Genomic DNA, 24083 nt, shown 5'->3' with positions numbered 1-24083 from the left:
TTTTTTGTGATTTTCAATTTTTCATAGAAGTTTTGACACTACCATAACTATAGACGAATGAAATCATGAAAAGTGTAATTCTACATAAAAAAAGACAAACCCCACTTAACATGGAATTTGTCTTAGATTTATTTTAATGTACGTTTTAGGAATTCTTTCGTTCTTTCGTGTTTTGGATTTACTAATACTTGATCCGGTGATCCTTCTTCTACAATTACACCTTTATCCATAAACACTATTCGGTCAGATACTTCTTTTGCAAACTCCATTTCATGGGTTACGATAATCATCGTATTTCCTTGGTCTGCAAGCATTCGCATAACTTTTAAAACTTCTCCAACCATCTCTGGGTCTAAAGCAGACGTCGGTTCATCAAATAACATAACGTCTGGATCCATTGCAAGGGCACGAGCGATTGCAACACGTTGTTTTTGACCACCAGACAATTGGCTCGGTTTCGCATTTATGTATTTATCCATACCGACAATTTCCAAATACTTTAATGCATTACGTTCCGCTTCTTCTTTTGAACGTTTTAAAACCTTTTGCTGACCTACAACACAGTTTTTTAATACGTTATGGTTATTAAATAAGTTAAATTGTTGGAACACCATGCCTAAATGAGTACGATATTGTTTAACATCGTGATTTTCATTTAAAATATTTTGTCCCTTATATATAATTTCTCCACCTGAAGGACTTTCTAGTAAATTAATACAACGTAATAGTGTAGATTTACCTGAACCGGAAGAACCGATTAAGCAAACTACCTCTCCCTTTGATACCGAAAAATTCACATCGCGTAGAACTTCATGATTTCCAAATGATTTTTTTAAATGTTGTATTTCAATAATTTTTTCCATCATTTTCACTCCTTACGCGACTTCTTTTTCTTGCTGGAAATTATAATCTTTTGGGCCATCTAACTTCTTCTCTACTAGTAATAATAAACGCGATGCAGCAAATGTCATAATTAAGTACATAACACATGCGATTAAATAAGATTCAGCATATTTGTAATTAACACTTATGATAGATTGCGTTGCAAAGAATAATTCTGTCACACTAATAACACTTAATACAGCTGAATCTTTAATATTCATAATCAGTTGGTTACCAGTTGCTGGTAAAATGTTACGAACGACTTGAGGTAAAATTACGTTAACCATTGTTTGGAAATGACTCATCCCAATTGCTTCTGCTGCTTCATATTGTCCTTTGTCAATTGATACAATACCACCGCGAACATATTCAGCCATATAAGCACCTGTATTTAAAGCAACAACTAGAACTGCAGCTACAAATCGATCCATTACAAAACCATAGGCTGCAACTCCATAGAAAACTACTACAGCTTGTACAATCATTGGTGTGCCACGGAAAATTTCAACATACACAGATAATATGAAATTAAATATCTTGAGAATAAACGATTTAAAAGATTTTTTTCGTAACGGGATGGTATGCATAATCCCTATAAATAATCCGATAAGTGCACCAATAATTGTACTAAAAATTGCTATTAGTAAAGTTATATATGCTCCATGTAAATAACTTGGCCAATTTTCCTTTAGTATTGAGAGTATTACCTCTAAACTCATAAAAATCCTCCTAACAACAGGACGTTGCTTTAAAGTTGGACACTGATTGTAAAGATACAATCAGTGTCACTATAGTTTTCAAATTTATTGTGCAGCTGGTTGATTTTCAATAGCTGCTTTCATTAATTCTTGACGTTCTTCTTCAGAAATTGCTGCAATTGCTTCATTAATTTTTTCTAGGTTTTCGTCACCTTTACGAAGTCCAACGGCTACTGAAATATCTGCCTCATTTACTTCGAATGAGTCTCCTAACTCAACCATAACAAAATTAGAATTAGCCGATGTAGATGAAATGGCTTCTGGTTTTTCTGCTACATATGCATCAATTACACCAGTTTCTAAGGCTACACGCATTTCTGTAAAATTGTTCATTGCAGTTTGTTTTGCTACATTCGGGATTTGATCAATTACATCATAATTTGTTGTACCTAATTGTGATGTAACTTTTGCACCTGCAAATTCTTCTAAAGACTTAGCATTCGCATATTTACTATCAGCTTTAGTTACGATTACAAATTCACTTTTATAGTAATTGTCTGAAAAGTCAATTGCTTCTTTACGTTTATCAGTTGGGCTCATACCAGCGATAATTGCATCGATTACCTTTGTATCCAATGCAGGTAATAATCCATCCCAATCTGTTTTTACAATTACTAATTCTTTACCTAATGCATCGGCAACTCGTTTTGCAATCTCAACATCGTAGCCTCCAGCATATTCATTTGAACCTTCAATTTTCACAGCTCCATTTGAATCATCTTTTTGTGTCCAGTTAAATGGAGGATAAGCTGCTTCAAGACCTACTTTAAAAACGTCTTTTTGTTCTGTATCACTAGTTGAATCTGTTGATTCATTTGCTCCACCACAAGCCGCTAGAATGAAAATAGCAAATAATGTTGATAGCATTAATGTAAGTTTTTTCTTCATGTTAATCTCTCCTTGTTGTCTTTAGTATGGGTAAATATCAGAAAAAAAAAGCGACCTTAGTTGAATCTAGGTCGCATAATTTTAAATACCCAAATCCTCAAATACTTTCCCGATTGAGATAGCACAACTCAAGTCGTTTGGGAAAACAACTTGAGACAGTCCTGCAATTATTCACTGCAGACCCAGCATAAAGTCCCGAGCAGAAACTTCACACTTCGGCAATATTTCCTTCTTTTTCATTTCATTGTTCGCTCAAACTCCATGAAAAACTAATAAATATCGCACCTCTACCTCACAAGAATCTTACAAGTGAGGTTTTATATTAAATTACATTCAATAGTTTACGATATTTATATAGTATATGTCAATTAAAAAATATCATATTATTATCTGATTTGTCAGAATATTGTTTTAATTGAAGTGTTAATAGTATATATTAACTATTTTTTAAGTGAAATTTCATTAAAAAAGTCTAGCGAGCACACTCACTAGACTTTTTTTATTTATTAAGAATTTAATAGTAAGTCTTCAGGGTTTTCGATTAATTCTTTTACTGTTTTTAAGAATCCTACAGAATCTTTACCATCAATAATGCGGTGGTCATAAGATAATGCCACATACATCATTGGGCGAATTTCTACTTCACCGTTAACAGCAACTGGACGGTTTACAATTGAGTGCATACCTAGTATACCAGCTTGTGTACCGTTCATAATTGGTGTTGACATTAATGAACCGAATACACCACCATTTGTAATTGTGAATGAACCACCAGCCATATCGTTTAGTCCTAATTTTTTGTCGCGAGCTTTTTTCGCTAGTTCCGCAATATCTTTTTCGATTTCTGCGAAGTTTTTAGCATTAGCATCACGAACTACTGGTACAACTAGACCTTCTTCAGTTGAAACAGCGATACCGATGTCGAAGAAATTATTTAAATGAATTTCATCTCCAACGATTTGTGCGTTAACGTATGGATATTTTTTAAGCGCTGCAACAACCGCTTTTGTGAAGAATGACATGAAACCAAGTTTGATATCGTTTGCTTTTACGAACTCTTCTTGTTTACGTTTACGTAAAGCCATAATATTTGTCATATCAATTTCATTGAATGTTGTTAACATTGCAGTTGATTGCTTAACTTCTAATAAACGTTTTGCGATTGTTTGACGACGACGGCTCATTTTTTCAATTGTTACACGGTCAGAATTAGCCGCTGGAGTGAATACTACTGGACCACCTGTTGTTGGTACAACTGGAGCTGCTGTTGGTGCTGCCACAGGTGCATTACCATGAGCTGCTACATCTTGTACACGTACACGTCCTTGTGGATCAACTGGTGAAATTGATGCTAAATCAATCCCTTTTTCACGTGCTAATTTACGTGCTGCTGGTGAAGCAACAACGCGTTCACTTGAAGTTTCTTCTACCACTGGAGTTGCAGCAGGTGCTGGTGCTGCAGCTTGAGTTGGTGCAGGAGCCGCTTCAGCTTTTGGAGCTTCTTCTACAGCAGGTGCTGGTGTTGGTGCTGCACCTTCTCCTGCTTCAACAACAGCAATTACTTGGCCTACAAGAACTGTATCGCCTTCTTCAGCAAGAACTTGAGTCAACACTCCAGCTTCTTCTGAAATAATTTCAGCATTTACTTTATCCGTTTCTAATTCAACGATGAATTCGCCTTTTTCTACGCGATCTCCTACTTTTTTAACCCACTGGGCAATTGTTCCTTCTGTAATCGATTCTGCTAATTCAGGGACTTTAATTTCAGCCACAATCATATCCTCCTTTATATATCATGTATGTACAATCTAAACATACATGGCATAGCTACTTACTTTGAAGTATAGTAAGTAGCTATGTTTAACTTACTTTTCAATTATTCTGCAAAAGCATCTTCAATAACTTTAGCTTGAGCAATTTTATGTGAATCCATATCACCTTCAGATGTTGAAGACATTTCTGGACGTCCTACATATTTGATTTTCTTACCGTCAGCAATTTCTAATAAGTATTCTAATACATATTTCCAAGGTCCTTGGTTTTTAGGTTCTTCTTGTACCCATCTAATTTCTTTTACATTTGGGTATCTAGCAATGATTTCGGATAATTTTTTAGATGGGAATGGATATACTTCCTCTACACGTAAGATGTGTGTATTTTCAAAACCTTTTCCATCTTTAACATGTTCAGCTAAATCAATTGTCACTTTACCAGAACCAAGTAAAATACGTTCTACCTTTTTCACGTTTTTACCTAAACCAGGTTGTTCAATCACCTCTTGGAATTTACCTTCAGATAAATCTTCAATAGTAGCAGCTGCTAAAGGATGACGTAACAATGATTTAGGAGTAACAACTACTAAAGGTCGAATTGCTTCAGTACCTAGCATTTTCGCTTGTCTGCGTAATAAATGGAAGTAGTTTGCAGCATTTGAACAGTTTGCAACTACCCAGTTATTTTCAGCAGATAATTGTAAATATCTCTCAACACGAGCTGATGAGTGTTCTGGACCTTGACCTTCCATACCATTTGGTAGTAATAATACTAATCCAGACTTTTGGCCCCATTTAGAACGTGCTGATGAAATGAAGTTATCAAACATCACTTGAGCCATATTAGCAAAGTCGCCAAATTGAGCTTCCCAAATAGTAAGTGCGTTATCATTTTCTAAATTATAACCATACTCAAACCCTACAATTGCTGTTTCAGTTAATGGTGAATTATATACAGCAAACGAAGCCTTTGCTCCAGTTACATGATGTAATGGTGTATGCTCTGCTCCATTATTTTTATCATGTAGAACTAAATGTCTTTGTGAGAAAGTACCACGTTGTGCATCTTGACCACTCATTCTGATTGGGTTGCCATCTTTTAAAATAGCAGCAAATGCTAAAGTTTCTGCATGACCCCAATCCATTTTACCAGTTTCAATTGCTTCAACACGTTTATTTAAAATTCTCGCAAGTTTGCTTTGAGGTTCAAAACCTTCTGGCCAATTTAACAAATCATTGTTAATTTGGATTAATTCTTCTTTAGAAACTCCAGTTTCTACTTCAGGATAATGATTTCTAACAGCTTCTGGCATTTCAATCTCGAAGTGACCTTTTTCAGAACCTACTTTTTTAACGTGATCGTAAGAACTTTGCATTTGAGCATAGATTTCATTGTCAATTTTAGAAACTTCTTCTTCTGAAACAATACCTTCTTCTACTAATCGTTTGCCATAAAGATCACGTACAGTAGGATGCTTTGAAACGATTAAATATGTTAAAGGATTCGTTACAGTTGGATCATCCGTTTCATTATGACCGAAACGACGATATCCAATTAAATCTATTAAAATGTCTTTGCCAAACATTTGACGATATTCGAAAGCTAATTTCGCTACTTGAATAACAGCTTCAGGATCATCGGCATTTACATGAATAACTGGAATACCATATCCTTTTGCTACATCAGAAGAGTATTGAGTTGAGCGAGAATCAAAGTGTTCAGTTGTGAATCCAATCATATTATTTGAAATAATATGGATAGAACCACCAGTAGAGAAACCATTCGTATTTGCATAGTTAAATGTTTCTTGTACGATACCTTCACCAGCAAACGCAGCATCCCCATGAACTAATACAGCTAATGCTTTTTTAGGTTCGAATTTTGGCATACCTGGATTTGTTGTATCTTCTTGAGCCGCACGTGTAGAACCAGTAATAACCGGACTAACTACTTCTAAATGAGATGGGTTGTATGCTAATTTCACTTTTAAACCTGACTTTTTAGTATGTGTAGCACCCATATGGTACTTCACATCACCAGTCCAACCTTTTGAAATTTCAAGAGAACCATCTTCTGGGAAGAAGTAATCATTTGGAACATGTGCAAAATCAGCAAACATCATGTCATATGGTTTATTCACTACATGAGTTAATACATTTAAACGACCACGGTGAGCCATGCCAATTTGTAAAAATCTCATTTTTTCTTCGTCAGCATTTTTCACGAGTTCATCAAGTAAAACAACTAATGAGTCTAAACCTTCTATAGAGAAACGTTTTTGTCCTACAAATGTTTTATGAATAAATTTTTCAAAATCTTCAACACGAGTAAGTCTTTCTAATACCGCTTTTTTCTCTTCAACAGTTAAGCTTTGTTTCAATGCTCCAGATTCGATTTTTGCTTGAATCCATTCGCGTTCATTTTTATTTTCAACATGACCGTATTCAAAACCAATTTTATCAGTGTAAATTGAACGTAAGAAATCAATCGCTTGCTTCCCATTGGAAACGCTTGCAGGCGGAATAGTAAAGAATATTGAAGCTGGCAATAATGTTAGATCAGCCTCAGTTAATCCGTAAGTATTTAGTTCAAGTTTTGAAGTATCAAGTTTACGATCTTTTAAAGGATATACATCTGCAGCCAAATGACCAAAAGAACGAATTGCATCTGCAAGTTGAACAGCAGCAAATACTTTTTTCATGTTGCCAGGCTGTACATCAGCAGTAACTCCTTCAGCTACTGTATATTCGCCTTCTATCATCGGTGATCCAAATTGTTGGAATAGTGCTACTAATTCTGGATCTACAGCTTCGGGTGATTGTAAGTAAAGGTCGTATTGTTCCATTACATACCCTAAGTTAGGACCAGAAAATGCTGACCAAGGGGAACCAGCAGTTAATACATTGTTCGACATGAGAATAACCTCCAAAATTTTGCCACATGGCAGTTCCATTGTTTCTATTTATTTATAACAAATATCATCATGTATCAACAATTTATAATTTAAATCAATTTAATAAGTAAATGGAATTGTTTCTAATGATGAACGTTATTTTTCCATTTTAATCTTACTACTCTTCACAAAAAATACAACTATTTTTAAAAAATTAAGCAAAAATTTTAGTTAACTAATAGAAAAAACATAAAACTTTTTACAAAATAATAAATTTTCAGTTTGGAAAACGTAATGTAAAGGTAGTGCCTTCTCCAATTTCACTTGATACATCCATCTCTATATCATATTTATCTGCTAGCATCTTAGTTATACTTAAGCCTAATCCAGTTCCACCTCCAACCGCCTCTCTCGAATCATCCACTCTAAAAAATCGATCAAAAATTTTCTGAATATTATTCTGAGATATGCCTATACCATTATCTTTAATGGTTAAAAAAGTATTCTCAGTTAAAAAATTAACTTGTACCTGGATAATAGGGTTTTTATCGTTATAACGTATACCATTCTCTATTATATTCCGTGCTATTTGTGCAAGTGCATTTTCAGTAATGGCAACTGGTTTAGGATCTCCAATGAAATTCAATTGAATTTCAGCGTCCCTATAAATGATAAGCAACTCCTCTTTGACAGACTGTAAAACCTTTTCAATATTTGCTATTGCTTCAATGTCTTTATCCTCTCTACGAGCCAAATCCAATAATTCTTCAATCATTTTCTTCATCCTTTGAACTTCTTTAATGGAAGTATTTAAGGATTCCTCCATTATTTCAGGGTCACTTTTCCCCCATCTTTTAATTAATGATAAATGACCTTCAATCGCTTGAATAGGCGTACGTAGCTCATGGGATGCATCAGAAACAAATTGCTGCTGTTTAGCAAAGGATACTTGAAGCTCATCAATCATTAATTGATAAATTTTAAGCAAGTCTCCTATTTCATCATCTATTTGATAAGTAAAATTAATCCTTTCTTCAAATCCTTTTTCTTTAACAGATTGCATCGAATCACGTAAATCTCCTAGTGGTTTTAATAATAGCTTTGATAAATATGAACTAACTAATCCAGCTAATAATATCGCTCCAAGTCCAGCTATTAGCATAGCTGTCATTACGTATTGCATCATGGATTGAAAGCTTTTTAATGGATGGATCAATTGCATATATCCGTGAAACTGTCCAATATGAACAACACGACTAATAGCAATAACGCTCTTTCCTTCGACTTTTTCTTTCGTAACATAGGTTTTCACTAATTCATCATAGGATACGTTTATTTGAGCTGCCGGTGATTCATTATTAATGCGTAATACTTCATAGCCGTCCAAATTAAAAATGCGAACGGTTTGATTTTGGTTAATAATAGATTTCATTAAACCCGCATTTTCTTGAAATTCATGTATCGTTATAGAACCCTCTTGTGAATTGAAAAAGGAAGACAGGTCATCTACCGTTCTTAAGGCATTATTTTGTTCATTATTATAAAGCCAAGTATATAAGGCAAAATAAATCACTACACAGATACAAGCAAAACTGATGAAAATAATGAACGAAGCTGAAAGGGTCCATTTTTTCTTTAAAGAAAGGTTTAGAAAATAATTTTTTAATTTCTTCATTCTCTTACCACATACCCAACGCCTCGAACTGTTTCGATAATTGGTTCTCCGTCCGTTTTTAACTTAGCTCTTAAATGACGAATATATACATCGACAACATTTGTTTCCACTTCAGATTCATATCCCCAAATATTTTGCAATATCAGTTCTCTTGTACAAACTCGATTTTTATTTTCACACAAAAGTTTTAATAAATCATATTCCGTTTTTGTTAAATCTAGCTTCTTATTTTTAAAATATACTTCATAGGCGTTCGGGTTTATCTTTATATCACGTACTTCAATACTATCATTATGTAATACTTGTTGATTATTCACTCTCCGAAAAATCGAACGAATTCTAGCCAATAATTCTTCAATGGCAAAGGGCTTTACAATATAATCATCTGCCCCAGCATCTAAACCCGCTACTCGATCCATTACTTCATCACGCGCAGTAAGTAAAATTATTGGAACATCTTTATTGGCACGAACTCTTCTGCATACCTCTAGACCATTTAATTTTGGGAGCATGACATCTAGTAAAATACAGTCAAAGCTACCTTCTAATGCTTGGTTTAACCCTTCTCGTCCATCATAAGATACTGTTACATCAAATTGTTCATGTTGTAGCTCAAGTTCAATAAAACGAGCAATATTCTTTTCGTCTTCTATTAGTAAAATTTTTTTCTTCATTTTTTCACCTTCCGTTAAACACGACTAGAACATAACCAATAACTAACAAAAAGAGTTACACTTTAAGTTTAACTTAAAATGCAACCCTTTAAAATTATGAAGTATTCATTAAAATGCTTTATTTTAAAATTCTCAAATAATTTTTCTTCTATAATACATAAAATGAATTATTTAGCCATAATTTAAGACATGAAAGATGCAGTTTCTTGTTTAACAATTTCAATACATTGTTCGTACTGCAATTGTTCATTTGTATCTTCTTTACTTAAGAATTCATATTGGTTATTTTCCATTTTTATAACGTATGTACAAATGACTGTTGCGTTTCCGATTAACGTTAAATAATATTCCCCATTTTCCTCAAGCACGTTACATTTTACGAATCCCCCAGGATTAAATACAGTAACCATCTCACTATCTACAATGTTATTTAATTTTGCTACTAATGCAGATGCTGTCATCGCCGTACCACAAGCATTTGTAAAGCCAACGCCTCGTTCAAAAGTCCGAACGAAAATAGTGTCATTTTTCATCGGATATGCATAACTTACATTTACGCCGTCTGAACAAAATTCATTTTCTCCATTTAAAAGTTCTGCTAAAGATAATTGGTGTGAATTATCAGTAATAAACCCAGCATCAACAATACCAATTAAATGCGGATTCGGAACTGAAACGGCAGTAAAATGAATCGTCGGTGAAAATTCTTGTATAATTTGATTTTGGATCTCCGTTTGATTGTGATATTCCATAGGCAAGCTTTCTAATTGGAAAGAAACGGGTGATATTTCAACTGCATAAGTTGGTATACTTCCGTAGATTGATTTCTCTTTTTTCACCTTTAAATCAGCTTTCATCGTTTCTATGATTGCCTCATCTACTCCTAGTTTTTCACATACATGTCTTGCAACACATCGCAAACCATTGCCACACATAGAAGCTTCTGATCCATCAGCATTTATCACTCTCATTTTAGCTTCTGCTTTTATAGAAGGTAACACAAGTAATAAGCCGTCTGCTCCCCCCTCATTTTCTTTATTGCATAACCATTTCGTTAGGGCTACCCAGTCTTGTTCAGTTTCATCATTTGTTTCATATAAATAAAAGGTATTTCCAGAGCCATGAACTTTAGTAAAAATTCTCTCCATACTGCATCTCTCCTTCCTGTAACATTGATTATATAAGAATTTCAGCTAAGGTTAATAGTTTTTTATTTTGACCGTTTACAATTTTTACATTTGATCACAAAGAATACAAAAAAAATTTAATACTTTTCCATTGCAAAAAAATATAGTTATATTATATGATACTTTTACAATTACATTTTATGATGTTCTAAGTAAAACTCAGGGAAAACGTAGAGATAAATTCTCCGTTGTTGAACGCCTGGTTTTTTTTAGGTTTAATTTTCTATTTTGTAAAAACTGTTGCCTTGTGATTTATGTTTTTTGGCTTGCAACTATCCTAAAAAGGAGGCGTTTAACATGTTAAAACATCGTGAACTCTCAGAAACAAATGAATTATATCAATTAATGAGTCATCCATCTGTTTTCCCTTATGTTCGTCAAAAAGCTACTTCTGCTGATGAATATATGTTTATGACAAAACAATTAATCGAGGAAGAGCAATTAGGTAAAACAATCTCTCGAACAATTACAGACGATTGGGGTCAACCAATTGGAACAATTAGTCTCTTCGACATTCAGGATGGTGCAGGATTTTTAGGTACTTGGATCGGTGTACCTTATCAAGGAAAAGGCTATAATCAGTTAGCAAAGAAATTATTTCTAACTGAACTATTCTTTGAATATCAAATTCATACCGTTTTCTTAAGAATTCGTAAAGAAAATGAAAAATCAAAACGCGCCTCCATGAAATTACCCTATGTTATAGAGGCAAACGATTGTCACCAAGCACTTTTTAATGAAATAAATGCAGGTGAAATGAAATACGATTTATATAAAATTCCAAAAGATTTATTCTATTTGGTAACTGCAAATGAGAAAACGAACGAAGAAGAACAGGCAATGTAATGTAAAAAATGAAGTCGACAAAATCTAAAAAAAGATTTTGTCGACTTTTTATTTTTCAAATTGCAAAATTAACTGAACCATTTCATCCGGAGTTTTCGGACGTTCTGCATTTTCCATTGTTTGTACCATCTCTGTTTTTTGTGTAATCAATCGTTTAATCGATTTTAAAAACGTGTTCTTCGTTAGTTCCTCTTCTTCTAACACTACAGCATAACCGAGCTTTTCAAAAATCTTTGCATTTAATATTTGATCTCCTCTACTTTTTGATGCAGAAAGAGGGATTAAAAGCATTGGTTTTTTCAAAGCTAAAAATTCATAGATAGAATTAGAACCCGCGCGTGAAACGATTAAATCAGCAGCATGCAATAAGTTAGGTAGCTCTGTTGTAACATAATCAAATTGCTTATACCCTTTTAAACTATCAAGTGATTTATCTACATTCCCTTTTCCGCAAAGGTGAATAATGTTGTAATCCACTAATAGCTCAGGAAGATTACTTCTAAGTGCATCGTTTAAAACGACCGACCCTAAGCTCCCACCCATTACTAATAAAACAGATTTACTATTATCAAAGCCACAGCTTTCAATACCGACACGTTTATTTCCTTCAAATAATTCTTGTCTAACAATTGATCCAGTACAAGTAGCTTTATTTTCAGGTAAATATTTTAATGTATCCTGGAAAATCGTAAACACATGGGATGCAAATGGCAATGCAAGCTTATTGGCAAGACCAGGTGTTACATCCGATTCATGAATCACAACAGGGACCTTAGCTAATTTTGCAGCAATCACAACAGGTACTGAAACAAACCCCCCTTTTGAAAAGATGATAGACGGTTTGATTTTTCGAATAATCGATAAAGCCTGCATCACACCTGCAATAATTTTAAATGGGTCCGTAAAATTTTTCATTGAAAAGTAACGACGGAGCTTCCCACTTGATATACCATGATACGGAATACTAGGAAAACTTTCTGTTATAATTTCTTTCTCGATTCCATCATGGGAGCCAATATAATGTACTTTATAACCTTCTTTTAATAAGGAAGGGATAATTGCCTGGTTTAAAGAAACGTGCCCAGCAGTACCGCCACCAGTTAAAATAATTGATTTTTGATTCACAGTTATTCTCCTATTCCGTGTAAAACTCTCCATTGAAAAACAAAAAATTCACTATAGTTATCTATGCTTAAATACTCCATTACATGTAGCCTATTCAAAACGATTTTAACATAGTTAAATACGTCAATAAAATTCACAATAAAAATCCAATGAAATAAATGTTAATTACAAAATATACTTGTTGTAGTAGGCGTTAATTAAAATTTACTCATCAATTACCTTAACCTCATCTACGTTTTCTCCAATGAGCACAACCTTTGCAGGCATTTTAATATACTCTGGTAGCCATTGTACTAAACCATATGCATATTGAAATAGCATTGGATTTTTCACACCCTCAACAGGTATATATCCTTTTATTCTATAAACAGTGCTTGGAAGAGTCTTTATCCAATCTTCAATTTGTTGCTGTGTATAGGATTTGTTAAACTCTATAAGGAGAGAGCTTAAATGCAAATGCTTCCCAATTTTCGCAGAATGAATATCATCTTTTGAAATCCTTGAAGTTGCCTGAAGATTTTCTAATAACTTATATGAAACTTGGCCGTTTGTTGTTTGTAATATGAATGCGTGTGAATTTATTCCTTGCATTTCAAAAATGACCTTTGCTTGTTCTGATTCTGAAAGTAAGTCCATTTTATTAGCCAATAATAAATGAGCATGTCTTATTTGTTCAAGAAACAAACTTCTTACTTGCGGTGTTAAGCTTTCACGTTCTAGCCAAAGTTTGCTATCCGCTACAGTAACAATCCCTTTAATATTCAACTGATCTGCAAAAAGTGGCGAATAGACCGCGTCTAAAGCTTCTACAGGATGTGCTGCTCCTGTCGTCTCTATGATTAATACATCAAAGTCCTCATTTAATAATAAAGTTTGAATTTGCGCCTCAGTCTTTTCGCTGCCAGAACAACAGATACAACCTTCTAGCATTTCTTTTAATGGAATATCCTCTTCTACCGTCTGAGAATCAAAGGGCAATTTCCCTAATTCATTCATAATGACAGCCGGCTTCAAATTCCTTTCCTTCAATTGTTTAATGACATTCGTTAGCATGGAAGTTTTTCCACTTCCTAAAAAGCCACTAAATAAATAAACATCTTTCATATACAATCATCTGCTCCCTTTATAGAAAAAGAGCTGTAAACTGTTCCAGGTTCGAACAATACAGCTCCTTTTAAATATCATTTACTCTTGATCTGCCTTATTATCGCTTGATTCTAATTGTTCTTTTAATAATTCATGAGCTTTTAAAATATGTGGATCTTCATTTTCAATTTTCGCTCTTAAGGCATCCATTAACGCATACGTTGTTTCTCCAGCTATTATGCCTGTTAGCTTAAGATTCTTATCTTCTTGGAATTGTTCAACAGCAGCTGCAGTGTCATCATCATATGCATTATCGATTGTTCCAACGTCATAGCCTAATGCATCTAGCATTTTTTCTGCGTTGTTAACTGTTATCGACTCATTTCCTACCTTTAACTCAGCGGAAGGGTCGATATATGTTAATTTCGCATATTCTGGATAATCAACGACAAAATCAGGTTCGATACCTTTTTCATTAATCCAGTTACCATTAGGTGTTAACCATTTCCCATTTGTATACTTTAGGTTGGAACCATCAGGAAGATTTTTAACTGTTTGAACAGTCCCTTTACCAAATGATTTTAACCCAACAATTTTAGCGTTATCCGATTCACTTAAAGCACCAGCTAAAATTTCAGATGCTGAAGCACTACCATTATCAATTAAAACGACGATTGGTAGATCGTATTTTTCACTTCCATCCGCCAATATTACTTGTGGCTCTCCATCACGTTCCTGCAATTGAACAATTGGTTTACCTTCTTCTACAAATAAGTTAGCAATATCGATGGCAGAAGTTAAATATCCACCCGGGTTTTGACGGACATCAAGAACGATGCTTTTCATTCCGTCCTTTTCAAATTGTTCAAGAATTTTTATTAATTCTTTATAAGTTTGTTCGCTAAAAGATGTAATTTGAATATGGGCTATTTTGTCTTCTCCCATTTCACCATACACAGTTTCTATAGGAATATCATCACGAATAATCTTCACTTCCATAAGATTCTCACTTGAACCTCGTTGAATCGTTAACGTAACCGGCGTTCCCTTTTCGCCACGAATAAGTAATACTGCTTCAGTCGCGCTCATTCCTTGAATACTTTCTCCATCGACTAGAAGAATAATATCTTCCGGTTGAATCCCCGCTTTTTCAGCTGGAGAATTTTTAATTGGTGAAACGACAACAATATTGCCATTACGTTCTTGAATCTCTGCACCAATACCTTGGAAACTAGAAGAAAGATCTGAATTGAAATGCGCTGCTTCTTCTTTGTTCATGTAATCAGAATATGGATCACCTAATGCATCGAACATTCCATTTATTGCACCATATATGATGGTTTCATCATCAAGTTCAATATAATATCTCTCTTTTAATTCATCATATGCCTCATATAATTTTGAAAACTCTTCCCTTTCAACAGGTTTAACAACTTCGACAACCTTTTCTTCGCCGAATGTTAAAGCAAAAATCGTTAATCCTGCAGTTAAAAGAATAGTTATAAACATTAGCATTATGAATGTAAATGGTTTAATTTGGATAAATTTCTTTGCTGGCTTTTCTGATTGTTCTACTTGCTCCCTATCATTCTCGATGTGAGAATTCTCTTGTTGATTTTGTTCTTCCATTTCAATTCACCACTCTCATATACGGTTACTAATTAGACGCTATTTACATATTAACAGTTTCGCATCCTTACGAAAAGAAAAGACTGCCAAATTATAGACAGTCTTACCCCTCTAGACTATTCAATACTGTTTGAACTTTTTGTTTAAGCTTTTAAAACTACTCTTGAATTGCCGCCTCTAATGCAACAACAATCATGTCATTGAATGTTGATTGTCTTTCTTCAGATGTCGTTGCTTCTCCAGTTAAGATATGATCAGATACTGTTAATACTGAAAGTGCTTGACGTCCAAATTTTGCAGCCAGTGTATAAAGAGCAGCTGATTCCATTTCTACAGCTAATACTCCATAACGAGCTAGTTTCTCGTTTTGATTTTCTTCAGAGTAGAACATATCTGCCGTGAAAATATTACCCACCTTTAAGTTTAAGCCAGCAGTTACGCCTGCATTATACGCTTTTAAAAGTAAATCAAAATCAGCAGTTGGTGCATAGTCGATACCGTTAAAGATGATTTCGTTCATCTTCGAATCTGTTGATGCAGCTTGAGCTAAAATTACATCACGTACTTTTACATCCTTTTGGATAGCACCACATGTACCTACACGAATAAGCTTTTGAACACCGTATTCCTGCATTAACTCTGTTGTATAGATTGAAATCGAAGGCACGCCCATTCCAGTCCCTTGAACAGAAACTCTCTTTCCTTTATATGTTCCAGTAAAACCAAACATATTACGAACTTCATTATAACAAGTAACATTTTCTAAAAAATTCTCTGCAATATATTTTGCACGAAGCGGATCTCCTGGTAATAATATAATCTCTGCAATATCTCCTTGTTTTGCATTAATATGAATGCTCATCAAATCCCTCTTTCTAACATTTCATTTAAATTCTAATAAATTTCCTCATAAAGAATTTATCTCACCTTAAAATATACTTTCTTTTCCTTCAATGTGCAATGTAAAGGGTATAATTAAATCGTAATACTATATTACTAAACGCACTACTAGTCGAACTTCAGTCTATATAATTCCCACAATTCATCAAATGCAGAAGTGGATAAATATTCATCTGCTTGAGTTTCTATATAACTTGATAATTCCTCGAAGGAAGTGCTTGTCTTAGGAAAACCATGATCCATAAATGCACTTTCTGCAAATCTCGATTTTTGATCAGACCAATCCCCTCCCCTATATGTAAGAACAAATTGATAAAAACTTTTTTGCATAGCGATTCTCCTAACTAATAAAAAATTAAATATAAACAATTTTCAAATAATATAGATAATTATATGTAAATATTGTAAAATTTAAAAATACTGAACATTCCAACAAAAGAAGGTGGCCTCATTGATAAAAAAGAAAACTTCACAGCACAAATCTATTAAGAAAACTAAAAAAATTAAAAACTCCACTAAAAAATCTCGATTCTATCATTTAATTCGAGGTCGTGTTTTAATCATTTTTGCATTCCTAATATGTATCATTTTAACCATCCAACTATTATCTTATATAAACATTACTAAATTACAACAAAGTTTAAGTAATTTTGCAGATGAAAATTTAAAGGAACAAGTTCAAATCAATAATTTAGCAAACGATATTGCAAAACTTACGAATTATGAGCAGGAATTCATCATTAGTGGAAGCGATGAAACACTTACTGCCTATTTTGAAGTAAAGGATCGATTGAATAATAGTTTTGAAGAACTTCAAAAAATATATGAAAACCGACCAGATGAACAAAATCTATTAAGTTTAATTTCACAGTATTACGCGATTTACATGAATTATTCAGCTGGCGTTATTGATACGAGACAAAACCACGATTTTGAAAATGCTCGCAAATTACTTGAATTTAATGACGCAGGTAATATTAAAAGCTATATCGATACTTATACAGAACAATTAGTTGCATTGCTTGATTCGAAAAACGCAGAAACACTTAAAGAGCTTGAAACATTTGCAAATCTCTCTCGCATCACTTTTGCTATATTAACAGCTGTTGCTATCATTTTAACTATTATATTTGGATTTATTTTATTTTCAACCATCCGTAAAAACACATTTAAAATTAATAGGTCTATATTAGATATTGCACAAGCTGGTGGAGATTTAACAAAACGAGTTGAGGTTAAAACTAAAGACGAGTTTGCACAAATTGCAAATTCTACAAATGTACTGATTGAATCTATTGCTAGTTTAGTAAAAAAAGTTTCGGAGCTTTCATTAAATGTTTCGGGAAGCTCAGAAGAACTGATGGCGTTAGCTGATGATAACGCAAGAGCAATTGATGAAATATCAAACAATACTCAAGACATTGCAAATGACAGTGATATTACAATTAAAAGAATGAAGCTAGCACTACAAAAAATGAGTGAATTAGAACAATTTATGCATGAATTAAATAGTCAGGCAAATGAAGTATATACTGCTGCAAATGATATGCAGGAGGCAGCATATAGTGGTCGGGATACAGTATCTCAGTCATCTAATGTCATGAAATCAATTGAGCAAACCATGGCACATACTTCAAATACTGTAGAAGCTTTAGGTAAAAAATCTAATGAAATTAATTCGATTATTGGTACAATTACATCCATTGCAGAACAAACGAATTTATTATCCTTAAATGCTGCAATTGAAGCTGCAAGAGCTGGTGAATATGGACGAGGCTTTGCAGTGGTAGCAGATGAAGTAAGAAAATTAGCTGAGCAATCTCAAAATGCTGCAAAAGAAGTAACAAATATTGTGACAGCTATTCAAAAAGAAATACATTCAATTATAGAACAAAACCAACATGGTGTACAAACAGTTGTAAAAGGTGTTGAAGTCACAAAAGAAACGAATCATGTTCTTGATAATATTTTGGAAAGAACGAACAAAACAAATCATATTATTCAAGAAATGGTTTCTCAAATTTCATTAACTTTAAATACGAGTAATGAAGTGGCAGCATCTTTTGAGGAAGTAAATAGTATCGCAGGAAACACTGCCGAACGTACAGAAAAATCTGCGGCGGCTGTCATGCAAGGATCTTCATCCATGCAAGAAATTAATGCTAGCGCTACTGAACTTGCAAAGCAAGCGGATGATTTACGTAATGTTGTTAACGAATTTAAGGTGTGATTAAAAATAAAGCGTGAGAAAAACTAAAATTGATATGCTCCCCAATAGGTAGACAGATGAAAAAACAAAATTCTGTTTACCTGTTGGGGGGTATTTTTTATGGCGCGAAGTAAGCATACAGTTGAACAAAAATTAATCGTTCTCCAATTACTAGAGGATGGAGAATATACATTAGAAGAAATTTGTAGAATACATGAATTAACCGATACGACACTTTACCGTTGGCAAGTGAAATATAAAACTGAAGGATTAGAGGGATTGAAGGAATCAAAAACTTGGAAACCTTACTCAAAAGAACTGAAGGAAGCTGCGGTACAAGATTACACCCATTATGGATTAACAATTAATGAAGTACTCGCAAAATATCAAATTAGTAGTGATTCTGTTTTGTATCGTTGGATTCGCAAGTATACTAGTCATAGTGAATTAAAAGACTCAGGAAAAGGAATGAGTAAAACTATGACTAAAGGTAGATCAACAACGGTAGAGGAACGCATTGAAATTGCACAATATTGCTTAATCAATCAACGAAATTATCAAGCAACTGCAGAAAAATATGGGGTTTCGTATCAACAAGTGTATAGCTGGGTGAAGAAATTAGAAACAGCAGGCGAAATGGCATTAGAAGACCGTCGTGGGCACACGAAATCAATGGAAGAATTAACAGAAGAAGAGACATTAAAATTACGCATGCAACAAATGGAACGTGAAATGGAACGCTTGCGTGCAGAAAACTTATTCTTAAAAAAGTTAGAGGAAATCGAGAGGAGGCGTTAATCAGTCAAATTCGCTTACAACAGCGTTATCTAGCGATTGAGGAACTACATATAGAGGAACATATTCCTGTTATCATCTTATGTAAAATCGCTAAAATTTCACGTGCTGCCTATTATAAATGGTGCGCGCGCACCTCATCAAAGCGCGAACAAGAAAACAAAGCTTTATTAGAGGGGATTCGCCTACTGTATGACCAGGTAGATGGAATCTATGGATACCGTCGTATGACGATGACGATCAATCGTTACCGTGAAGTGGCAGGCTTACCTACGTACAATGAAAAACGAATTTACCGTTTAATGCGTATGTATCGAATCCAATCAGTCATTCGTCGAAAACGAAAAGGATATAAGAAATCAACACCACAGCACGTTGCAGAAAATCTGTTAAATCGCGATTTTAAGGCTTCTAAGCCAAATGAAAAATGGTGTACAGATATTACCGAATTCAAATATGGTGTCGGAAGAAAAGCCTATCTAAGTGCGATTATTGATTTACACGATGGGTCAATCGTTGGTTATAAACTAGGAAAATCCAATAATAATCGTTTAGTTTTTGACACGATTATTCCAGTGATAGAACAATTACCCACTGGCGACTTTCCGATGATTCATAGTGATCGTGGCTTTCAATATACTTCGAAGGGATTTAAACGCATCGTAGATGGCGCCAAAATGACGCACAGTATGTCTCGAGTTGGCCGTTGTTTGGACAACGCTCCAATCGAGAATTTTTGGGGTACACTGAAATCAGAAATGTATTATTTACGGGAATTCCAGTCGTTAGAGGAATTAAGAAAAGCAATTGATGTGTATATTTACTTTTACAATCATCAACGTTATCAAAAACGACTAAACGGCCTGAGCCCTCTAGAATTCAGAGTTCAATCCGCTTAGTTCAATTTTTATTATTTCCACTGTCTACTTGACAGGGAGCAGTCCAAATGTTTTTCTCACGCTTTTTCATTTCCAAATTGATACTAATTTTCAATAAACATGTCAAAGCTATGAATGAGTATTTATTTTTAAGGGGGATCCTATGGGTAAATTAGGGCAGATTAGCATTTTACATGTCATTTTTTTAGTTATGACTGTTATCGGTTTAAAAAATCACGTTACTATCCTTCCCCCTATTTTAGAGACTGCAAAAAGAGATGGATGGGCATCTGTTATTCTTGCTGCAATTTTCATATTACTTTGGTTATTTATCATTATTTTTATTCAAAATATATCAAATCAGCAACCGATTAAACATTGGTTAGAAGAAAAAATCGGTAAAGTCGGTTCAATCATAATATTGTATAGTACTGTTCTATTTATACTATTTCTTGCAGCTTTTTCAATGCGTGAAACGATTCTTTGGATATCTACAACTTTTTTAGTAGAAACTCCAATGTTATTGCTTGTAGTAATCTATATCATACTTTGTCTATTACTTGCTTCTACAAATATTTTAACAATCGTTATTGTTAATGCGTTTGTATTATTTTTCGTTGTAATCTTTGGATTTTTTGTCGCCTTTGCTAATTTACAAGTAAAAGATTACAGCTACCTTTTTCCTTTTTTCGAAAATGGGTTAACTCCAGTTATAAAAGGAGCTGTTTACCCTGCTTCTGGTTTTATAGAATTATGTTTACTTCTATTTCTTCAGCATCATTTTAAGCAGAAGTTAAAATGGTACCATCTTGCTATAATGGTTTTTATTTTACTTGGTTTGACAATGGGTCCTCTCATCGGTGCAATAACAGCATTTGGTCCAGAGGAAGCTGCGAAACAACGCTATCCTGCATATGAAGAATGGGGACTAGTTACAATTGGTCGATTTATTGAACATATGGATTTCTTATCAATTTATCAGTGGTTAACAGGAACTTTTATTAGAGTTGGGTTATTATTATTCATCGCAGCGGACATATTAAATATTACTGGAAAAAGAAAAAAATATGGACCTATCTAGCTCCACCATTTTTTATTATCAATTTGTCTTTGTTCCTAATAGATGACAGTATATTTTTAGATTTAAATACCCATGGATTTTTAATCTCAACATTATTATTTTTCTTAACTTTATCAATTGTTTTAGCAACCGTAGCCCTTTTCTCGAGAACACAAAAGAAAAAAAACAGTAATCAAACAAATAATCAGAAATCAGAAGGTAGTGGAACATAATAAATGGACACATCAGGACAATCATTACCCATGATTACCAAACTAAAAGACTTATTTCAGAATTCTGATGACATCATTTTTCATGAGTTCACATTCCAGCAATCGAAAGTTTTTTTTATTAAATGTGACTCAATGGTTGATCAGCAAATGTTATATACGGTAGTACTTCCTAACATAGAAAAACTCTATAAAGATTCTGATAACCAGGGATTAGATGAAAATCAAATTGAACAATTAACAATCCCAGAGATTAAAAAAATATCAAAAACAGAGGATATCATTAAAGATGTCTTTAGTGGGAATCTAATTATTTATTTTGAGGATCTACAGCTTCTTTACTCTTGTAATATTACAAGAAAACCTAACCGTAGTGTTGAAGAAACAAATATGGAAGTACTTGTAAAGGGACCTAGGGATAATTTTATTGAGGATCTATCAACAAACATTGCCCTTATAAGAAAGCGGCTGCCGACAAACTCCCTTTCTGTTGAAAAAATGGAAATCGGCAGACGTTCTAAAACGATGATCGCTCTTCTCTATTTTGATGATATCGTAAATAAAGATATCTTAACCGAACTTAAACATCAGTTACAAAAGATCGATACAGATATTATTATTAGTGCTGAATCATTAATGGAATTTATAAACAAGAAAAATTGGCTACTACCAACTACTAATTATACAGGTAGACCAGACTTTGCTATACAATCGCTGATTCGAGGAAGATTTCTAATAATGGTCGATGGTGTTGCATATAGCATCATAACACCAGTGAATTTTTTTTACTTATTAAAAACTGGTGAAGATTATGATACACCTATTGTGTTTAGTACGTTTGAAAGAGTTTTAAGGCTACTAGGTATTTTTTTAGGCGTTGCACTTCCCGCTTTTTGGTTAGCTTTAACTTTATTTCACCAAGATCAATTACCTTTACAATTACTTGCAACAGTCGTTATTACAAATATAGGCTTACCTTTTCCTGAAGTATTAGAGATGATATTAATTCTTATCATCTTTGAAATACTTCGTGAAGCAAGTTTACGTCTTCCCTCTAAAATAGGTGGGATTATTGGAGTTATCGGTGGATTAATAATTGGAGATGCTGCCATTCGATCAGGGATTACGAGCCCAGCAATGGTCGTAATTATTGCGATTTCAACAATTGCTTCCTATACAGTTGTTAATCAAGCTTTAGAATCATTGATTAGTATTGCTCGGATTATTTTCGTACTTGTTACAGCTATATTTGGTTTATTTGGATTTTTTATTTGTTTATATCTCCTTATTCTTTATATCGCTAACACAAGAGTATTCGGTATTCCATATTTAAATATTTCAGCAGATTTAAGCTGGTCAAATATTAGAAAAACCTTATTTAGGCTTTCAAAGGATAACTATAAAGATAGGCCAAATTTTCTAGATCCCCAAGACGACTCACGAAATAATGAGGGATAGTCATGAAGAATAAAAGTTTTTTAATCCTCCTAATTCCAATGGTAATTTTACTATCTGGATGTTGGGATTTAAATGAACCCGAACGGATGTATTATGCTTTTGGTGCTGGAATTGATTATCAAGATGAAGAATATATAGTATCCATTCAAATTATTAGTTTTGCAAACGTAGCAAAAACGGAACAAGTAAATCAAGATGTCATACAATCACAAGTGTCATCAGCTTCTGGAAAAACAATTGATGAAGCATTATTTAAACTCTATCACGCAATTGATGAAAGAGTATTTTGGGGCCACTTTTCTTTTGTCGTTTTCAGTATTGAGGCATTACAAAACGAAAGGTTCAACTCAATTATTAATGCGATTACTCGTTTTAGTGATACTAGATATAATACTTGGGTATATTGTACAGATGAACCGTTGGAACAATTTTTAACAGACCTTCCTATTCTTAAAAAATCAATCACTTTAACTAAAATAGCAGATCCAACAAATTCCTATGAGCAAGAATCTTTTATTGCACCTATTAATTTCAGAAATTTAATTATAAAGCTCAACGAACCAAGTCACGAAGCTAAAATTCCATATGTGAAACTGAAAAAGGATTGGCAAACACAAAATACCCCATTGTCTTCAACAGAAATCAGTGGAGTAGGCATTGTTTCACCAAATGAATTTAAAGGTTTAATTGAAGGGGAAAATGCCAACGGACTTCAGTGGATGTCTAATGAAACAGTAAGAGGCGAAATTACTACTAGTTATGATAAAGATAAGTATTTATCTGCAACTCTCCAAAACATAAAGGTAAAAATAGTACCTAACATTATTGGAAAAGATGTTAAATTTGACATCCATATTAATTTAAATGCCTCTTTGGCAAGCTTCGATGATAATTTGACACCAGATAAAGTCAAAGAACAAGTTATGAAAGCTGTAAAAAATGAAATTGAGCAAACTTATAAAGTAGGCTTAGAAATGAATGTAGATATTTTTCGATTTTCTGAAATTTTATATCGGAAGGACGTTCATACTTGGAAGGAATTACACAAAGATGGGAAAATTAAATTAAACGAAAATTCAATCGGGAATATTAACTCAAACTTCGCACATAAATAATTAGGTTCAATAGTTGATGCTA

At 33.6% G+C, this 24083-nt stretch carries 19 protein-coding genes and 1 riboswitch; of the genes, 6 read left to right on the top strand and 13 right to left on the bottom strand.

Translation table 11 applies throughout. The features are described 5' to 3' along the window. Positions 1–128 precede the first annotated feature (128 nt). The 8 genes from CD30_RS15735 to dapF all read right to left on the bottom strand — a co-directional run bounded on the left by CD30_RS15735 (position 129) and on the right by dapF (position 10691). Complete coding sequence (locus CD30_RS15735; protein WP_036178875.1) at positions 129–863, bottom strand: amino acid ABC transporter ATP-binding protein; 735 nt, start codon at positions 861–863, stop codon at positions 129–131. A 12-nt stretch (positions 864–875) separates the two neighbouring features. Beyond that, a complete protein-coding gene (locus CD30_RS15730) occupies positions 876–1601 on the bottom strand; it encodes an amino acid ABC transporter permease (protein WP_036178871.1) in 726 nt (241 codons plus the stop codon). An 84-nt stretch (positions 1602–1685) separates the two neighbouring features. Continuing rightward, on the bottom strand, positions 1686–2528 hold the full coding sequence (locus tag CD30_RS15725; RefSeq protein ID WP_036178868.1) for a transporter substrate-binding domain-containing protein: 843 nt from the start codon (positions 2526–2528) through the stop codon (positions 1686–1688). A gap of 111 nt (positions 2529–2639) precedes the next feature. Then, positions 2640–2826: riboswitch (Lysine riboswitch) on the bottom strand. A 208-nt stretch (positions 2827–3034) separates the two neighbouring features. Continuing rightward, the gene (gene odhB, locus CD30_RS15720) at positions 3035–4300 is read right to left on the bottom strand and encodes a 2-oxoglutarate dehydrogenase complex dihydrolipoyllysine-residue succinyltransferase (protein WP_036178867.1); all 1266 of its coding nucleotides are present in this window, start codon (positions 4298–4300) and stop codon (positions 3035–3037) included. Between the two features lie 104 nt (positions 4301–4404). Continuing rightward, entirely contained in the window at positions 4405–7215 is a 2811-nt protein-coding gene (locus tag CD30_RS15715) for a 2-oxoglutarate dehydrogenase E1 component (protein WP_036178864.1), read from the bottom strand. Positions 7216–7471: 256 nt separating this feature from the next. Beyond that, positions 7472–8869 carry a HAMP domain-containing sensor histidine kinase gene (locus tag CD30_RS15710; RefSeq protein WP_036178860.1) on the bottom strand — a complete coding sequence of 466 codons (1398 nt, stop codon included), beginning with the start codon at positions 8867–8869 and terminating at the stop codon, positions 7472–7474. Continuing rightward, entirely contained in the window at positions 8866–9543 is a 678-nt protein-coding gene (locus CD30_RS15705; RefSeq protein WP_036178857.1) for a response regulator transcription factor, read from the bottom strand. Before CD30_RS15705 ends, CD30_RS15710 begins: the two co-directional genes overlap by 4 nt. 182 nt (positions 9544–9725) lie before the next feature. Continuing rightward, positions 9726–10691: a diaminopimelate epimerase gene (dapF, locus tag CD30_RS15700; RefSeq protein ID WP_036178854.1), complete on the bottom strand. Its 966-nt coding sequence runs from the start codon at positions 10689–10691 to the stop codon at positions 9726–9728. 336 nt (positions 10692–11027) lie between these two features. On the opposite strand from dapF, the gene CD30_RS15695 reads away from it, so the two are divergent. Next, positions 11028–11576 (top strand): GNAT family N-acetyltransferase, encoded by a 549-nt coding sequence (locus CD30_RS15695; RefSeq protein WP_036178851.1) that lies wholly within the window; start codon positions 11028–11030, stop codon positions 11574–11576. A gap of 48 nt (positions 11577–11624) precedes the next feature. On the opposite strand, the gene CD30_RS15690 is transcribed toward CD30_RS15695, so the two are convergent. The 5 genes from CD30_RS15690 to CD30_RS15670 form a co-directional block, all read right to left on the bottom strand. After that, complete coding sequence (locus CD30_RS15690; RefSeq protein ID WP_036178848.1) at positions 11625–12701, bottom strand: undecaprenyldiphospho-muramoylpentapeptide beta-N-acetylglucosaminyltransferase; 1077 nt, start codon at positions 12699–12701, stop codon at positions 11625–11627. Between the two features lie 204 nt (positions 12702–12905). Next, entirely contained in the window at positions 12906–13805 is a 900-nt protein-coding gene (locus CD30_RS15685) for a CobW family GTP-binding protein (RefSeq protein ID WP_036178885.1), read from the bottom strand. A gap of 81 nt (positions 13806–13886) precedes the next feature. Continuing rightward, a complete protein-coding gene (locus tag CD30_RS15680) occupies positions 13887–15416 on the bottom strand; it encodes a lmo1851 family serine protease (protein WP_036178845.1) in 1530 nt (509 codons plus the stop codon). Between the two features lie 157 nt (positions 15417–15573). Beyond that, complete coding sequence (gene deoD, locus CD30_RS15675; RefSeq protein WP_036178842.1) at positions 15574–16278, bottom strand: purine-nucleoside phosphorylase; 705 nt, start codon at positions 16276–16278, stop codon at positions 15574–15576. Positions 16279–16424: 146 nt separating this feature from the next. Then, complete coding sequence (locus tag CD30_RS15670; protein ID WP_036178839.1) at positions 16425–16646, bottom strand: YozE family protein; 222 nt, start codon at positions 16644–16646, stop codon at positions 16425–16427. Positions 16647–16758: 112 nt separating this feature from the next. Between CD30_RS15670 and CD30_RS15665 the strand changes: the two genes are divergently transcribed. The 5 genes from CD30_RS15665 to CD30_RS15640 all read left to right on the top strand — a co-directional run bounded on the left by CD30_RS15665 (position 16759) and on the right by CD30_RS15640 (position 24061). Continuing rightward, complete coding sequence (locus CD30_RS15665) at positions 16759–18546, top strand: methyl-accepting chemotaxis protein (protein WP_408056800.1); 1788 nt, start codon at positions 16759–16761, stop codon at positions 18544–18546. 99 nt (positions 18547–18645) lie between these two features. Next, a protein-coding gene (locus tag CD30_RS19885; protein ID WP_088350814.1) for an IS3 family transposase occupies positions 18646–20219 on the top strand; the annotation gives its coding sequence in 2 pieces (ribosomal slippage) (positions 18646–19279 and positions 19279–20219; 1575 coding nt in all). A gap of 142 nt (positions 20220–20361) precedes the next feature. Further along, positions 20362–21279, top strand: a complete 918-nt coding sequence (locus tag CD30_RS15650) for an endospore germination permease (RefSeq protein ID WP_235802076.1) — start codon at positions 20362–20364, stop codon at positions 21277–21279. A 215-nt stretch (positions 21280–21494) separates the two neighbouring features. Continuing rightward, positions 21495–22946 (top strand): spore germination protein, encoded by a 1452-nt coding sequence (locus CD30_RS15645; protein WP_088350812.1) that lies wholly within the window; start codon positions 21495–21497, stop codon positions 22944–22946. 2 nt (positions 22947–22948) lie between these two features. Continuing rightward, positions 22949–24061 carry a Ger(x)C family spore germination protein gene (locus tag CD30_RS15640; protein ID WP_036178829.1) on the top strand — a complete coding sequence of 371 codons (1113 nt, stop codon included), beginning with the start codon at positions 22949–22951 and terminating at the stop codon, positions 24059–24061. The last annotated feature ends 22 nt before the right edge of the window (positions 24062–24083 follow it).

The organism is Ureibacillus massiliensis 4400831 = CIP 108448 = CCUG 49529, from assembly GCF_000772965.1.
Classification (GTDB): Bacteria; Bacillota; Bacilli; order Bacillales_A; family Planococcaceae; genus Ureibacillus; species Ureibacillus massiliensis.
The sequence above is the reverse complement of the archived record's forward strand: the minus strand, read 5'-3'. Positions and strand labels throughout refer to the sequence as shown.

Bases quoted from the DNA above. Each gene is read 5' to 3' on its own strand.
- CD30_RS15735 (WP_036178875.1), bottom strand. From the start codon at position 863: ATGGAAAAAATTATTGAAATACAACATTTAAAAAAATCATTTGGAAAT.
- CD30_RS15730 (WP_036178871.1), bottom strand. From the start codon at position 1,601: ATGAGTTTAGAGGTAATACTCTCAATACTAAAGGAAAATTGGCCAAGT.
- CD30_RS15725 (WP_036178868.1), bottom strand. From the start codon at position 2,528: ATGAAGAAAAAACTTACATTAATGCTATCAACATTATTTGCTATTTTC.
- CD30_RS15715 (WP_036178864.1), bottom strand. From the start codon at position 7,215: ATGTCGAACAATGTATTAACTGCTGGTTCCCCTTGGTCAGCATTTTCT.
- CD30_RS15710 (WP_036178860.1), bottom strand. From the start codon at position 8,869: ATGAAGAAATTAAAAAATTATTTTCTAAACCTTTCTTTAAAGAAAAAA.
- CD30_RS15705 (WP_036178857.1), bottom strand. From the start codon at position 9,543: ATGAAGAAAAAAATTTTACTAATAGAAGACGAAAAGAATATTGCTCGT.
- dapF (WP_036178854.1), bottom strand. From the start codon at position 10,691: ATGGAGAGAATTTTTACTAAAGTTCATGGCTCTGGAAATACCTTTTAT.
- CD30_RS15695 (WP_036178851.1), top strand. From the start codon at position 11,028: ATGTTAAAACATCGTGAACTCTCAGAAACAAATGAATTATATCAATTA.
- CD30_RS15685 (WP_036178885.1), bottom strand. From the start codon at position 13,805: ATGAAAGATGTTTATTTATTTAGTGGCTTTTTAGGAAGTGGAAAAACT.
- CD30_RS15680 (WP_036178845.1), bottom strand. From the start codon at position 15,416: ATGGAAGAACAAAATCAACAAGAGAATTCTCACATCGAGAATGATAGG.
- deoD (WP_036178842.1), bottom strand. From the start codon at position 16,278: ATGAGCATTCATATTAATGCAAAACAAGGAGATATTGCAGAGATTATA.
- CD30_RS15670 (WP_036178839.1), bottom strand. From the start codon at position 16,646: ATGCAAAAAAGTTTTTATCAATTTGTTCTTACATATAGGGGAGGGGAT.
- CD30_RS15650 (WP_235802076.1), top strand. From the start codon at position 20,362: ATGGGTAAATTAGGGCAGATTAGCATTTTACATGTCATTTTTTTAGTT.
- CD30_RS15645 (WP_088350812.1), top strand. From the start codon at position 21,495: ATGGACACATCAGGACAATCATTACCCATGATTACCAAACTAAAAGAC.
- CD30_RS15640 (WP_036178829.1), top strand. From the start codon at position 22,949: ATGAAGAATAAAAGTTTTTTAATCCTCCTAATTCCAATGGTAATTTTA.